We start from the raw sequence: 14,182 nt of genomic DNA, 5'->3' as shown, positions 1-14,182 counted from the left end.
GCCCGGACGTTCCGCGCGGCGGGGCGGGAGCCGATGGCCGGCGCCGCCCTCCCGGCTCCTCGCCGTCCGCGCGCCCTGCCGGCCGTACTGGCCGCCGCCGGGGCCGCGGTGGCCGCCGCGGTCCTGTTCACCACCGACGTACTGCCGGGCGGCACCGAGGACCGGGCGGCGCCGCCCGGTCCCGGCACCGTCTCCCCCGGCACCGCCTTCCCGACCGACGGCGCCGCAGCCCCCACGCGGAACACCGCCGTCCCCTCCCGCTCCACGACCCGCCCGCCCGCGCCGGGAACGACCGGAGTCCAGGGCCCCACGGCCACCGTGAAGCGCCACCGGACCACGCATCCCCCTCTCCCCGCTCCCACCCGGGCATCCGGCAGCGTCACCGACTCCCCCGGCGCCGACGGCCCGAACACCGCACCGACCGCACCGACTACGCCGACCGGGCCGACCGGGCCGACCGTGCTGAGTGAAGGCACAAGCGGCCCGGAGGTCACGGAGTTGCAGGAGCGGCTGCGGCAACTGGCCCTGTACACGGGGCCGGGCGACGGCCACTACGGCGCGGACGTACGGGCCGCCGTCTCCCGCTGCCAGCAGACCTACGGGGTGACGGGCGACCCGGACGGCGTCTACGGCGCACACACCCGGGCGTTCCTGGAGTCCCGTACCCACGAGCCGTAGCCCGCTCCGGCGGGGCCGGGGGCCGGGGCCCGGCCCCCCGGCCCGGCCGCACCCGGATACGGACCCCCGGTTGTCGGCACCCGGGTGCGTTTTGTATCGTGAAGAAACAAAGTGGTTCCGCCCGCACTCCCTGACCGGCGGGCGGGACCACTTCTGTTCCGCATGCGCCCTCCGCACCCTCGGTATGCGGCCGGACCGTCCGTATGCCCGAAGCGCCCAGGAGCCCGCCGATGACGGCCACCATCACGCTCACCACCCGCGCCCTGCTGCTGGACATGGACAGCACGATCGTGAACTCCGAGGCCGCCGTCGAACGCTGCTGGCGCCGCTGGGCGGCCGAGCAGGGGCTGGACGCGGACGAAGTCCTCCAGGTCGTCCCCGGCCGGCAGGGCTGGGCCACCATGGCCGCACTGCTCCCGGACCGCCCGATGGAGCTCAACATGGCGGACAACCGCCGGATGCTGGCGCAGGAGACCGCCGACACGGACGGCGTGGTGCCGGTCCCCGGCGCGCCCGCCTTCCTGGCCGCCCTCGCCGCTCTCCCGCACGCCCTGGTGACCTCCGCCGACATCCCGCTCTCCGACGCCCGGATGGACGCGGCCGGGCTGCCGATGCCTGCCGCGCGGATCACGGCGGAGAGCGTGAGCGCCAGCAAGCCCGACCCGGAGGGCTTCCTCAAGGGAGCCGCCGAACTGGGCTTCGCCCCCGAGGACTGCCTGGTCTTCGAGGACTCCGAAGCGGGCATCGAAGCGGGCCGGGCGGCCGGGATGCGAGTGGTCGGCATCGGCGACCGGGCCGCCGCGTTCGCGCCCACCGTGCAGGTGCCCGACCTCACCGGGATCCACGTCGAGGCGCTGCCGGACGGCCTGATCGCCGTACACCTCACGGGCTGAGCACACGGCACCGGACGCGGGGCGGGGCGAGGCGAGGCAGGATCAGGAGCAGAAGCAGGGCGGAAGGCCCCGCCGCCGTCCCTGACCCCGCCGCCGTCCCTGACCCCGCCGCCGTCCCGGCTCCGGTGCCGTCACCGGCTCGGCAGGGCGGGCATTTCCGCGAACGCCTCAGCCGGCAATCGCCTCGTACAGGCTGAAGCCCGCCAGCAGCAGCATCACACCCGCCGCCACCTTGGTGATCAGCCCCAGCGGCACGTACTTCATGAGCGTACGGCCGCCCAGGATGCCCAGGCCCGCCACCGCCCACAGGGCCAGGACGGCGCCGACGCCGACCGAGAGCGGGTCGTCGTAACGGGCCGCGAGATTGGCGGTCATGATCTGGGTCAGATCGCCGAACTCGGCGATCAGAATCATCATGAAGCCCGCCCCGGAGACCTTCCAGAAGGTCTGGTCGGCGGGCTTCTTCACCTCTTCCTCGTCATCGCCCTTCCGGAACAGCAGCACGGCGGCGCCCGCCAGGAAGAGCACACCGACCACGCCCTGTACCAGGCGGTGCGGAAGCAGCGTCAGCACGCTGCCGGCGGCGATGGCGAGCGCCACATGCACGAGGAAGGCCGCGGCGACGCCGACGAAGACGTAGGAGGCCCGGTAGCGGGTGCCGAGCATCAGTCCGGCGAGAGCGGTCTTGTCGGGCAGCTCGGCGAGGAAGATGACGCCGAAGACGACGGCGGCGACGGTGAAGCTGAACACGGGGTGGCATACCTCGATCGGTCGGGCCGCACCAAAGGGGCCCGGGAAAGGGGTCGCTTCGGCACGGCAGCGTCAAACACTGCGGCCGAAGGTCTCGCTGGCGCGATACGTGTCCGTACCGGGCTCCGGGCGCCGGCTCTCCATGTCGTCACAGCGCGCGGAACGCGCTCCACCAGGGGTGGTGGTCGGGCGACGGGAGGGCAGTATGTCGACGGTCCGGCTGAGAGCTACTCCCCTTCTGCTGCCGCCAAGGGTACGCGGTGCAGCCGTCCGCGCGCGACCAGCTCCAGCACCGTCGCGCAGGCCGTCGCCTGCACCGCCAGCAGGGCGACCAGCACGAACAACTGCACCGCACCTGCCTGTACGGGGGAGGCGCCGCCCAGCAGCATCCCGACGAACGCACCGGGCAGTGTGACCAATCCCACGGTCCGGGTCTGGTCGAGCCCCGGCAGCAGGGCGTCCGAGGCGGCCGGGCGGGCGACCTCCATCCGCGCGTCACGGTCCAGCAGCCCCAGCGCGAGGCCCGCCTCGAACTCACCGCGCCGGGTCTCCAGCTCGTCCAGCGCCCGCCGCCCGCCCAGGACGGTGGCGGTCAGCGCGCCGCCGATCAGGATGCCGGCGACGGGGATGAGGCTGATGCCGCGCGGTGGCACCAGACCGGTGAGCAGCAGCAGGGCGACGACCGGGACGACCGCGACGGCGATCGGGGCGGCGGCCCACCACCAGGTGCGGTTCTGGGTGATCCGGCGGCCGGCGGTCCGCACCGCCACCACGAACATCAGCGCGAGGAAACACAGCAGCCAGGGGAGGGCGTGCACCACCCAGCCGATGAGGTAGGAGACGGCGGCGAGTTGGGCCGCCGCACGCAGTCCGGCGACGGCGATGGCGCGGGCGTGGCCCAGGCGTGCCAGTGCGGCAATGGCCACGGCGGCGACCAGCAGGACGGCGAGGACGACCCCGAGGGTGACATTGACCGGCAGCAGCACGGGCTCACTGTAGGGCGACAGCAGGGGCGTATGCGCGGGAGCAACTCAACCGGAGTGCCACCAAGCACTTGTGGCGCTCCGCCAGCTCCTCTTGAACTGACGTGAGCATGTCGCCACCCTGTTACCCGGTGCCCATCTCGTGGCAACCCCACTTCGCCACCATGGGCCCGCACTGCACGGCAACTTCCCCCCACCTTCCGGGAGTTTCGATGAAAAAGGTCTACGCGCGTCGAGTGACGCTCGCGGCGGGATCGGCAGCGGCACTGTTCTGCACACTGGTGCTCAGCAGCCAGTCCGCCCAGGCGGCACCGCCCAGCCCGCCGGACGCGGCCACCGCACGGACGTACCTCACCGAGATCAAGGAACAGCCCGAAGGATCACAGGACGGCTACAGCCGCGCCAAGTTCCCGCACTGGATCGACCAGGGCAAGAACTGCAACACCCGCGAGGTGGTGCTCAAGCGCGACGGCACGGATGTGCAGCAGGACAGCAGCTGTGCGGCGGTGAGCGGCACATGGGTCTCGCCCTACGACGGCGCGACCTGGACCAAGGCGTCCGACGTCGACATCGACCATGTCGTACCGCTGGCGGAGGCCTGGAAGTCGGGCGCCGCGCAGTGGACCACCGCGCGCCGCCAGGAGCTGGCCAACGACCTGACCCACTCCCAGCTGATCGCCGTCACCGACAACGTCAACCAGGAGAAGGGCGAGAAGGACCCGGCGAAGTGGCTGCCGCCGAAGGCGTCGTACCACTGCGAGTACGCCCGGATGTGGGTGTGGGTGAAGCATGAGTACGGCATGACCGCGGACTCGGCGGAGAAGGCCGCGCTGAAGAAGATCCTGGACGGCTGCTGAGCCGCACTCCTCGGCCGGGCCGATGCCCCGCGCCCGCCGGCCGGACACCACCGGCCGGCGGGCGCGCCGCCGCCCCGGCCCCCCGCCGTGCCCGTTGTGCTCCTATCCTCTGACCACGAGAGTGGGGAGGCACCGATGGCCGGACTGCGCCTGGGACCGCTGCTGCGCTACGTCGACGCACGGAGCGCGACGGTGTGGGTGGAGACCGACGAGCCGTGTGTGGTGCACATCCGCTGCGACGACGGGGCGGCCGGCGCGGAACGCACCTGGCAGATCGCCGGGCACCACTATGCGCTGGTCCCGGTGACCGGCCTGACGCCCGGCACCGAGACGCCCTACCAGGTCCTGCTGGACGAGCCGGGGGCACCTTCCGGCGGTGGCCCGGGGAAGGTCTGGCCGCCGCCCGGCAGCCGCTTCCCGGCGAGCACGATCCGTACGCTGTCCGCCTCCGCCGACGCACCGCTGCGCTTCGCCTTCGGTTCCTGCCGCTGGTCGGCGACGCCCTCGAAGGCGGCGCACGACCCGGTCGGCCCGGACGCCCTGGACACCCTCGCCGCCACGCTCGCCGCCGATTCCTCCCGGCCGCGCCCGGACGTGCTGCTCCTGCTGGGCGACCAGGTCTATGCGGACCAGACCTCCGAGGCGACCGCCCGTGCGCTGGCCGAACGCCGCGATATCGGCGAGCCCCCGTGGAAACAGGTCGCCGACTACGAGGAGTACACCCACCTCTACTACGAGTCCTGGCTCGACCCGGAGGTCCGCTGGCTGCTGTCCACGGTCCCCAGCTGCATGATCTTCGACGACCACGATGTGATCGACGACTGGAACACCTCCGCGGCCTGGCTGGCCCGGATGCGGGCGACGCCCTGGTGGCGCGAGCGGATACTCGGCGGCCTGATGTCGTACTGGGTGCACCAGCACCTGGGCAATCTCTCGCCCGCCGAACTGGCCGCCGACGAGATGTATGCGCGGGTACGGGCGGTGCCGGACGGGACGGACCTGCTGCGGGAGTTCGCGGCCGGCGCGGACGCCGATCCGGCCTGCGCGCGCTGGAGCTACCGCCGCGACTTCGGCCGGGTCCGTCTGGTCATGATCGACACCCGGACCACCCGCGTGCTGGACGAGAACAACCGCGCGATGCTCGACAAGACCGAGGGCGAATGGCTGCGGCAGGCGGTGCTGGAAGGGCGCGGCAGCTACGACCATCTGCTGCTCGGCAGTTCGCTGCCCTGGCTGCTGCCGCATCTCATCCATGCCGCGGAGGGCTGGAACGCCGCGCTGTGCGCCGGCGAGCGCGGCCCCCGCTGGGCCCGCAGAAGCGAATTCCTGCGCCAGCGCGCCGATTTGGAGCACTGGGCGGCCTTCCCCGGTTCGTTCACCGCGCTCACCGAGCTGATCGCCGAGGCCGGTTCCGGCACCCAGGCGCCGGCGACGGTCTGTGTGCTGTCCGGGGACGTGCACCACGCCTACGTGGCGGAGCCGCACTGGCGCGGCGCCGGCCCGCACCCCACGAGCCGGGTGCTGCAGCTGACCTGCTCCCCCGTGCACAACAGCATCCCCGGCTCGATGCAGGCCGGCTTCCGCTTCGGGTGGAGCCGGTCCGGCCGCTGGCTGGGGAAGCTGCTGGCCCGGCACGGGCGGCTGCCCCGGCCGGCGGTGAAGTGGCGGCGTACGGGCGGTCCCTGGTTCGGCAACCAGCTGATGACGCTGACGCTGGCGGGCCGGGCGGCGCGCCTCGCCCTGGACCAGGCCCACCGGGAGAAACACGGCGGTGTCCGGCTCGTCACGGTCTGGCGGGCGGCGGTGTCCGATGCGCGAGTTGCCGGGGAATGCGGTGCTGCGGACGGAGCTGCACCGGGAACCGAACGGCCGAAGACCGGATGATGCGGGCGCGCCGGCACCGGTAGGCGCCCGACGGGCCACCGGGCACCGGGCAACTGCCCAAGAATCCCGCGGATTTTTTGCCTGCCCCCGAGTGCTGCGCCGGCGTATCGGGCGGTGATGATGGGGCGCACCTTTGCCCGTCGCCCGCACTCTCGGGCGGCCGTGCGCCCATGCGCCGGCCGTCCACCGCCCCAGGGAGAGCCCCTCTTGGCCGCCGACCATCTCGCCGACAGCCGGTCCCGGTCCGCCCTCGCCATCGTCGGCGCGGGGCCGCGCGGGACGAGTGTTCTGGAGCGGATCTGCGCCTCGGCTGCCGAACTGGCCCCGGGCAGCGGGCTGACCGTCCATGTCATCGACCCCGCGCCGCCCGGCGCCGGCCAGGTCTGGCGCACGGCCCAGCCGCCCGAGCTGCTGATGAACACCGTGGCGTCGCAGGTCACGCTGTTCACCGACGACAGTGTCGAGTGCGCCGGACCGATACGCACCGGGCCGAGCCTGTACGCCTGGGAGGGGTGTGAAGTCGGCCCGGACGACTATCCGGGGCGTGCGCTGTACGGCCGCTATCTGGAGTGGGTCTTCCGCCACACCGTGCGCACCGCTCCCGAGGAGGTGACGGTCGTGGCGCACCGGGCCTGCGCGGTGCGGCTGGCCGAGGCCCCCGACGGCTCGCAGTCGCTCACCCTCGACGACGGCCGAACGCTGCACGGCCTGGGGGCGGTGGTCCTTGCCCAGGGCCATCTGCCGGCCGTCGCCGCCCCGGGGCAACGGCGCCTGGCCGACTACGCCGCCGGGCACGGTCTGCGCTATCTGCCGCCCGCCAACCCCGCCGATCTCTCCGCCGCCCTGGAGGCGCTGGCCCCGGGCCGCCCGGTGCTGCTGCGCGGTCTCGGCCTCAACTTCTTCGACCATATGGCGCTGCTGACGACGGCCCGCGGCGGCCGGTTCGTCCGCGGTCGCGACGGGTCGCTGAGCTATCTGCCGTCCGGTCGCGAACCCCGGCTGTACGCGGGTTCCCGGCGCGGCATCCCGCACCACGCACGCGGCGACAACGCGAAGGGCGCGCACGGCCGCCATCTGCCGCTGCTGCTCACCCCGGACGTGATAGCGGCCTTCCGCAAGCGCGCGGACTGCGGTGATCTGCCCGACTTCCTGACCGAGGTCTGGCCCCTGGTGGCCAAGGAGGTGGAGGCGGTCTACTACGAGGCACTGCTGACCCGGCGCGGTGCGGGCGACGGGCCGCGCCACCGCTTCCGGGAGCGCTTCCTCGGCAGCGCGCACCGCGGCCGCGAAGAGGCCGCGGCGCTGGACGCCTTCAAGATCGCGCCGGCCGCACGCTGGGACTGGGACCGGATCGCCCGGCCGCACGCACAGCGGTCGTTCGCCGGCCGCGCCGCCTTCCGGGAATGGCTGCTGGGGCATCTGCGCCAGGACGTCGCACACGCCCGGCAGGACAATGTGTCCGGCCCGCTCAAAGCGGCGCTCGACGTGCTGCGCGATCTGCGCAACGAGCTGCGGCAGATCGTCGACCACGGCGGGCTGGCCGGCGCGTCCCGCCGCGACCACCTGGACCGCTGGTACACCCCGCTCAACGCCTTTTTGTCCATCGGGCCGCCGCGGCGCCGGATCGAGGAGATGACCGCGCTGATCGAGGCGGGGGTGCTGGAGGTGGTCGGTCCCCGGATGACGGTCCGGCCCGGCAGCGCCGACGGCAGCAGGCCCGGTTTCACGGCTCACTCACCGGACGTGGTGGGGTCGGAGGTGACGGCGACGGCACTGATCGAGGCGCGGCTGCCGGAACCGGATCTCCGGCGCACCACGGACGCCCTGCTGGCCGGGCTGCTGGCCGACGGCGGCTGCCGGCCGCACACCGCGGACGGCTATGAGACGGGCGGGCTCGATGTGTCGCCGAGCCCGTATCACCTCGTCGAGGCCGACGGCGGGCTTCATCCGCGGCGGTTCGCGGTCGGGGTGCCGACGGAGGGCGTGCACTGGGTGACGGCGGCGGGGGCGCGCCCCGGGGTCGGGTCGGTCACCTTGGCCGACACGGATGCGGTGGCGCGGGCGGCGCTGCGGGCCGCGGTGGCGGGGGCGGGCTCGGGTGCAGGGGCGGGCGCGGGGGCTGGGGCAGGCACGGGCCCGGGGGCTGGGGCAGGGCCAGGGGCGGTCGCGGCTCCGGTGACGGGGCCGGTGGCGGGGCCGGGTACGGGGCCGGGTGGCGGTGCGGTTCCGGCGGCAGGTGCGGTTCCGGCGGCAGGCGTGGCTGCTTCAGGTCAAAGGTCCCGTTCCGCCAGAGGTTGAACTTGCAAGTACTCCTTAGGTTTCCCTAACCTGTGCCTCCGACGGTTACCTCGTCCCCAAAAACCGCAGGAGCCCCCACATGTCCGCACCCCTGACCTCTTTCACTCAGAGAGCGACCCCGCACGTGCTCGCGCTCTTCCGCGTCGTCGTCGGGCTGCTCTTCGCCTGCCACGGCGCGTCCTCGCTCTTCGGCGTCCTCGGCGGCGCCATGGGCCAGGGCGGCACCGTCCCCACCGGCGCCTGGCCGGGCTGGTACGCCGCCGTGATCCAGCTGGCCGGCGGCCTCCTGGCGATGCTCGGTCTGGGCACCCGCGCCGCGGCGTTCATCAGCTCCGGCTCGATGGCGTACGCGTACTTCTCCACTCACCAGGGCTCGGCGCTGTGGCCGATACAGAACGGCGGTGAGGCCTCCGCGATGTTCTGCTGGGCCTTCCTGCTGATCTTCTTCACCGGCCCCGGCCTGTGGGCCCTCGACCGGATCTTCTTCGGTGCGGACGAGCGGGAGCAGGCTCCGGCCGCTCACCAGGAGCCCTCCGCCGCCTGACGCACCGCCCCTGACGGACCCGGCGCTCCCCCGGCCCGCCCCCGCACGGCCCGTACGGCACCTCCGCGCCCGTACGGGCCGTGCGGCGTCCACGACGCCCCCGGCACCCCGACGCCCTGGCCCGCCTCCCGCGCCCCGGCTCCCCCCGCGATCGCCCGATCCCGGGCATTCCACCCCCGTCCGCCGGCCCGCGGGAGCCCAGGCGTACGCTGTATGGCTGTAGGGCCGCCCCTGCCGCACCGAGCGACGTCGCGGCGGGGTTCGGACCGGGAGTACGACGTTGCTGGAGAGCCTGGGGTCCCTGCGCGGCACCCCGTGGGTGTATGTGATCGTCAGCCTCTCGATCGTCCTCGATGTGTTCGTGCCGATCCTGCCCAGCGGAGTCCTGGTGATCGCCGCGGCCACCACGGCCGCCGGCACGGGCAGCGGCACCGGCACCGGCACCTCGGCGGACGCGGTCGGCGTCGATGTCACCTCATCCGTCCACACCGGTGCCCACCTGGCCGGGATGATCTCCCTGATACTGTGCGCGGCCACCGCCTCGGTACTCGGCGACATGGTCGCCTACCGGCTCGCCTGGCACGGCGGCGACCGCTTCGACCGCGCCATAAGCCGTTCCCGCCGGCTGACGGTCGCACAGAAACGACTGGGCACGGCACTGACCCGGGGCGGTGGCGGCATCGTCGTGCTGGCCCGCTTCGCCCCCGCCGGACGCTCCGTGGTCAGCCTCGGCGCCGGCGTCGCACACCGTACGGTCCGCGAGTTCCTCCCCTGGTCCGCACTGGCCGGTCTCACCTGGGCCGTGTACAGCGTGAGCCTCGGCTACTTCGGCGGGCACTGGCTCGGCACCTCCTGGGCGGGAACCGCCCTCTCCGTCGCCGCCCTCTTCGCCGCCGGATCGGCCGCCGCCTTCCTGATGCGCCGGCCGGACCGCGCCACCGCGCACTGACGGCCCGGGGAGCCGGCGGTACGGACCGGGGCGATCCCGCCACGGAGTAAAGTCAACCGTCACACCCCACCCCGCCCACCGTCTCCTGAGAGCGCCTCACCGCTCCCCCGGCGCCGGACCGGCGCCGCAGCAACGGCACCCATGGGACGGGCCCGAACCACTGACGCGAGGCTTTTTCGGTGAACCAACCGCCGGTCGTCGAATGGACCGAGGCCGACGAGCCCCGTTCCGCCCGTTGGCGCTCCGAGAACGGCGCCCCGCCACCCCGCCGTATCGTCATCGCGGACGACCGGACGAAGGCCGACGACGCCTACCGATTCGCCTGCGAGGGCACCGCGCTGCTGTGGCGCGGCGACTTCCACAACGCCCGCCAGCTGCTGACGGCACTGGCCCGCCGCATCGACCGCCGCCCCCGCAAGGCGCCGCCCGCCGATGTCACCCAGGCATTCCATGTGCACCGCGCGGCGCAGAATCACCGGGCCCGCATCCTGGGCATGCTGCTGGTCCCGCTCGATGCCACCCTCGCCGTCCCGCTGCACCGCGCCCCCGATGTCCGCGAGGCCTGCACCAGGGCGTACGGCCCCGGTGAGCCCGCCGCCGGGGAAGCCGGAGGTGCCACCGAAAGCGCCGACGAAGGCGCCCTGCACGGCCCGGCCCCGACCGCCTCGCTCGTCTCGCTGCGCGAACTCCTCGCTCTCATCGGCGCCAACGAATGGCGCAAGAAGGGCGTCGAGATCCCGGCCCTCGGCGGCGACCGGATCCATCCGCATTACGGCGTCTTCTCCCCTGCCCGCGGCGAGTACGTCGACCTGGTGGCCGAGGTGCCGCTGCCCGGCGAGGAGCTGGCGTTCGACATCGGTACCGGCACCGGCGTACTGGCCTCCGTACTCGCCCGGCGCGGCGTCCGCAGGGTCGTGGCCACCGACCAGGATCCGCGGGCACTGGCCTGTGCCCGCGAGAACACCGAACGGCTGGGCCTCGCCGGTCAGGTGGAAGTCATCCAGGCCGATCTGTTCCCGGCCGGCCGCGCCCCGCTGATTGTCTGCAACCCCCCGTGGGTGCCGGCGAAACCGACCTCCCCCGTGGAGCATGCGGTGTACGACCCGGGCAACCGGATGCTGCACGGCTTCCTGAGCGGCCTCGCGGACCATCTGACTCCCGGCGGCGAGGGCTGGTTGATCCTCTCCGACCTGGCGGAACATCTCGGCCTGCGCCCGCACACCGAGCTCCTCGACGCCTTCGCCGAGGCCGGGCTCACGATCCTGGGCCGACACGACATCAGCCCGCGCCATCCGCGCGCCCGCGACGCCTCCGACCCGCTCCATGTGGCCCGCGCGGCCGAGGTCACCTCACTGTGGCGCCTGGGCATCACCGACCGGGGTGCGTCCACCCCTCGTTAGGGCCTGTCGTCAACGCCCCGCCTGCCTCCCTCCGTCCGACCGGCCGGCCGACCGGCCCCGAGACCGTCCCCGTTGGGGGGCCGCACCCGACCGGCGCCCCGCGCCTCAGGCACGATGGACGCACCATGGATCCCCGGCATCTCCTCTCCCGCGCCCGTCGGCTCGCCGCAGCCGCGAGTCCCGGCCGGCGTCGGCTGCTCGGTATCACCGGCCCGCCCGGCGCCGGCAAGTCCACCCTCGCCGCCCACCTCGTGGCGGAGCTGGCCGGTCAGGCCGCGCTCGTGCCGATGGACGGCTTCCACCTCGCCGAGGCGGAGTTGCGCCGGCTGGGCCGTACGGACCGCAAGGGCGCGCCGGACACCTTCGACCCGGCCGGCTATGCGGCACTGCTGGCGCGCCTGCGCTCCCCGGAACCGGACACCGCCGTCTACGCCCCGGCCTTCGACCGCCGTATCGAGGAGCCGGTCGCCGGCAGCATCCCCGTGGCACCCCACATTCCGCTCATCGTCACCGAGGGCAATTACCTCCTTCTCGACTCCGCCCCGTGGCCGCGGGTCCGCGCGCTGCTCGACGAGGTCTGGTACGTGGAACTGGACGCTCCGGAACGGATCCGTCGGCTGGTCGACCGGCACGAGCGCTTCGGGCGTCCGCGCGCCGACGCCGAACGGTTCGTGCTCACCTCGGACGAGGCCAATGCCCGTGTCGTGGCGGCCACACGGGAACGTGCCGACCTCGTCATCACCTTCGCACCCGAAGAGGCCCCGCCCCCACCGAGCGCATAGCCCCGCTCCCCCGCCCCTGTCCGCGGGCGAGCATCCCGGCCAACGACAGCGCGCCCCACCCCACGGACACCGCGACCGCCTTCAGCTTCCGGTCGCGGCCCGGCAGCGTCGCACCGAGCAGTACGGCATCCCCGAAGTCCGCGGCCATTCGCACATATGCGGCGGTACGCAGCGCCGGGCCGTCCGGAGCCAGCACCAGCGCCAGCCCGCTCACCGCATCCCGCCAGGCCAGCGGTCGCAGCGAGGTACGGGTCGCCGGCGCGGTCCGCCCTGCGCCGTCGACCAGCCCCGAGGGCCGGGCCAGCAGATCGGGCACCGCCGCCACCGCCACTCCGTACACGGCCGTGGCCACCCCGACCGCACGCAACAGACCGACCTTCATCCGCCCTCCGCCTTCCTCGTCCACCGGCCGCGCGGGCCGGCTCCTGCCCACCCGCCTCATCAACTCCTTTCCGCGGCAACCCCCTTCCCAAACGACATCACCGATGCCATCATGACATCATGAGTGTCATCGGGGGGGGAGTCGAGGGGGAAACGGGCATGCACATCGACACGCACATGGACACGCACATGGACACGCACATGGACATGCACACCGAGGCGGCCACCGAAGGCACCGGCGGCGGGGAACCGACGCCCGCCGAAGACCTGTTGTACGGCGTCATCCGACGCCTGTGGCCACTGCACCGCACGATCATCCGCGTGGTGGAGCGCGAGCTGACGGGCACGGGCATGACCGCCGGCGAACACGCCCTGCTCGATGCCCTGCGCACCCAAGGCCCGCAGACCGTCCCGCAGTTGGCGCGCGCGATGGGGCTCGACCGGCAGCCGGTGCAGCGCTGGGTGAACCACGCCGCGGAGCTGGGCCTGGTCGTGACGGCCCCGAATCCCGCGCACCGCCGCTCGTCCCTGATCCGGCTCACCACCCAAGGCACGGCGGCAATACGCGGGATCAAGGAGTTCGAGACGTCCGAGCTGCGACAGCGGCTGGCCGATCTGCCCGCCGAGGACCTCCGTACCGCAGCGCATGTACTGGACCGGCTCGGCGAGGAATTCCGGCACCTGGCGAACGGCTCACGCATCCCCCCGGAGGAAGCCGACAGTAACGGCAGTCGCGGCAGTTACGGCAGCAGCGGCAATAGCGACGACAATGGCATCACACCCAGTTCATCGCATCCGGCACACAAAGGACGGCCCGCAAGATGACCCGAGGAATCACCGCCTGGTCCGAGATCGACAACGGGATCGTGCCGATCTACGACGGCGAGCTGTTCTACGAGACGGCCGGCTCGGGCCCCGCGGTGGTGCTGCTCCACGGCGGCATGCTCGACCAGCACATGTGGGACGAGCAGTTCGCCTGGCTGGTCAACTCCGGCCTGCGCGCGATCCGTTACGATTTCCGCGGCCATGGCCTGTCCTCCACCGTGGCCGGGGACCACGCCCACCACGATGACCTGTGCGCCCTGCTCGACGCGCTCGATGTCCCCGCCGCCGTCCTCGTCGGCCTCTCCCATGGTGCGCGGGTCGCACTCGACACTGCCATAGCCCGCCCCGACCGGGTGACCGCTCTCGCACTCGCCTCCCCCGGGATCAGCGGCCGCGCCTTCACCGACCCCTTTCTGCTGGAGCACATCAAGGCGCAGGTGGCGGCGATCGGCGCACCGGACGGCGCGGAACGGTATGTCGAGCACTTCCTGCGGATGTGGGTGGACGGACCGCATCGCGAACCGGCCGCGGTGCACCCGGGATTCCGTGAGCGGATGCGTGCCTCGGCCGAGGCCAATGTGGAGGTGCATGCCGATGGCGGGGGCGCCGGCATGCCCCTTGAGGTCGGCGCCGCCGACCACCTCGGCGAGATCCGGGTGCCGACGGTCGTGTTCGACGGTGACCTCGACAGCAGCGACATCTCCACCAACGCCCATGCGATAGCGCTGACCGTCCCCGGCGCCCGGAGAGTCCGGATACCGGGCGCGGCCCACATGGTCAATCTGGAGAACACCGCACTCTTCGACCACGAACTCCACGCCTTCCTCTCATCCCTGGACTACTGACCCACCGCGCATCACGGCACAGGGACCACGGCCCCAGGAACGACCGCGGCGGCCACGGCCACCCGGGGCAGAACGGGCCGCCGCACGCCAAGTGCTCCCGCACACCCCACGGA

The 14,182-nt window shown here is 73.0% G+C and carries 14 protein-coding genes; 11 read left to right on the top strand and 3 right to left on the bottom strand.

Annotated features, from left to right (window positions below):
* The coding region (locus tag ACWGJY_RS14790; protein ID WP_453261176.1) for a peptidoglycan-binding domain-containing protein at window positions 1–678 on the top strand (678 nt) is incomplete at its 5' end.
* Window positions 679–908: 230 nt separating this feature from the next.
* Window positions 909–1,571, top strand: coding sequence for an HAD-IA family hydrolase (locus tag ACWGJY_RS14785; protein ID WP_453261175.1), 663 nt, complete (start codon window positions 909–911; stop codon window positions 1,569–1,571).
* A 168-nt stretch (window positions 1,572–1,739) separates the two neighbouring features.
* Here the strand turns inward: ACWGJY_RS14785 and ACWGJY_RS14780 are convergent, their stop codons facing one another.
* Both ACWGJY_RS14780 and ACWGJY_RS14775 read right to left on the bottom strand, forming a co-directional pair.
* On the bottom strand, window positions 1,740–2,321 hold the full coding sequence (locus tag ACWGJY_RS14780; RefSeq protein WP_453261174.1) for a TMEM165/GDT1 family protein: 582 nt from the start codon (window positions 2,319–2,321) through the stop codon (window positions 1,740–1,742).
* Between the two features lie 227 nt (window positions 2,322–2,548).
* Window positions 2,549–3,307 carry an ABC transporter permease gene (locus tag ACWGJY_RS14775; RefSeq protein WP_453261173.1) on the bottom strand — a complete coding sequence of 253 codons (759 nt, stop codon included), beginning with the start codon at window positions 3,305–3,307 and terminating at the stop codon, window positions 2,549–2,551.
* Between the two features lie 209 nt (window positions 3,308–3,516).
* Between ACWGJY_RS14775 and ACWGJY_RS14770 the strand changes: the two genes are divergently transcribed.
* From ACWGJY_RS14770 to ACWGJY_RS14740, 7 genes are all read left to right on the top strand, one after another.
* Window positions 3,517–4,161, top strand: coding sequence for an HNH endonuclease family protein (locus ACWGJY_RS14770; RefSeq protein WP_453261172.1), 645 nt, complete (start codon window positions 3,517–3,519; stop codon window positions 4,159–4,161).
* A gap of 135 nt (window positions 4,162–4,296) precedes the next feature.
* Window positions 4,297–6,045, top strand: coding sequence for an alkaline phosphatase D family protein (locus ACWGJY_RS14765; protein ID WP_453261171.1), 1,749 nt, complete (start codon window positions 4,297–4,299; stop codon window positions 6,043–6,045).
* Window positions 6,046–6,252: 207 nt separating this feature from the next.
* On the top strand, window positions 6,253–8,343 hold the full coding sequence (locus tag ACWGJY_RS14760; RefSeq protein ID WP_453261170.1) for an FAD/NAD(P)-binding protein: 2,091 nt from the start codon (window positions 6,253–6,255) through the stop codon (window positions 8,341–8,343).
* A gap of 79 nt (window positions 8,344–8,422) precedes the next feature.
* Complete coding sequence (locus ACWGJY_RS14755; RefSeq protein ID WP_453261169.1) at window positions 8,423–8,887, top strand: DoxX family protein; 465 nt, start codon at window positions 8,423–8,425, stop codon at window positions 8,885–8,887.
* 280 nt (window positions 8,888–9,167) lie between these two features.
* Window positions 9,168–9,836, top strand: a complete 669-nt coding sequence (locus tag ACWGJY_RS14750) for a DedA family protein (RefSeq protein WP_453261168.1) — start codon at window positions 9,168–9,170, stop codon at window positions 9,834–9,836.
* Window positions 9,837–10,015: 179 nt separating this feature from the next.
* The gene (locus ACWGJY_RS14745; protein WP_453261167.1) at window positions 10,016–11,236 is read left to right on the top strand and encodes a methyltransferase; all 1,221 of its coding nucleotides are present in this window, start codon (window positions 10,016–10,018) and stop codon (window positions 11,234–11,236) included.
* 125 nt (window positions 11,237–11,361) lie between these two features.
* Complete coding sequence (locus ACWGJY_RS14740) at window positions 11,362–12,018, top strand: nucleoside/nucleotide kinase family protein (RefSeq protein ID WP_453261166.1); 657 nt, start codon at window positions 11,362–11,364, stop codon at window positions 12,016–12,018.
* Here the strand turns inward: ACWGJY_RS14740 and ACWGJY_RS14735 are convergent.
* Entirely contained in the window at window positions 11,975–12,400 is a 426-nt protein-coding gene (locus ACWGJY_RS14735; RefSeq protein ID WP_453261165.1) for a hypothetical protein, read from the bottom strand. The two genes, ACWGJY_RS14740 and ACWGJY_RS14735, sit on opposite strands and share 44 nt — an antisense overlap.
* Before the next feature lie 119 nt (window positions 12,401–12,519).
* On the opposite strand from ACWGJY_RS14735, the gene ACWGJY_RS14730 reads away from it, so the two are divergent.
* Window positions 12,520–13,224: a MarR family winged helix-turn-helix transcriptional regulator gene (locus tag ACWGJY_RS14730; RefSeq protein WP_453261164.1), complete on the top strand. Its 705-nt coding sequence runs from the start codon at window positions 12,520–12,522 to the stop codon at window positions 13,222–13,224.
* Entirely contained in the window at window positions 13,221–14,069 is an 849-nt protein-coding gene (locus ACWGJY_RS14725) for an alpha/beta fold hydrolase (protein WP_453261163.1), read from the top strand. The genes ACWGJY_RS14730 and ACWGJY_RS14725 overlap by 4 nt, the downstream gene beginning before the upstream one ends.
* Window positions 14,070–14,182 lie beyond the last annotated feature (113 nt).

This window comes from Streptomyces sp. NPDC054765 (genome assembly GCF_053612065.1).
This window is presented reverse-complemented; position numbering and strand designations above follow the sequence as displayed.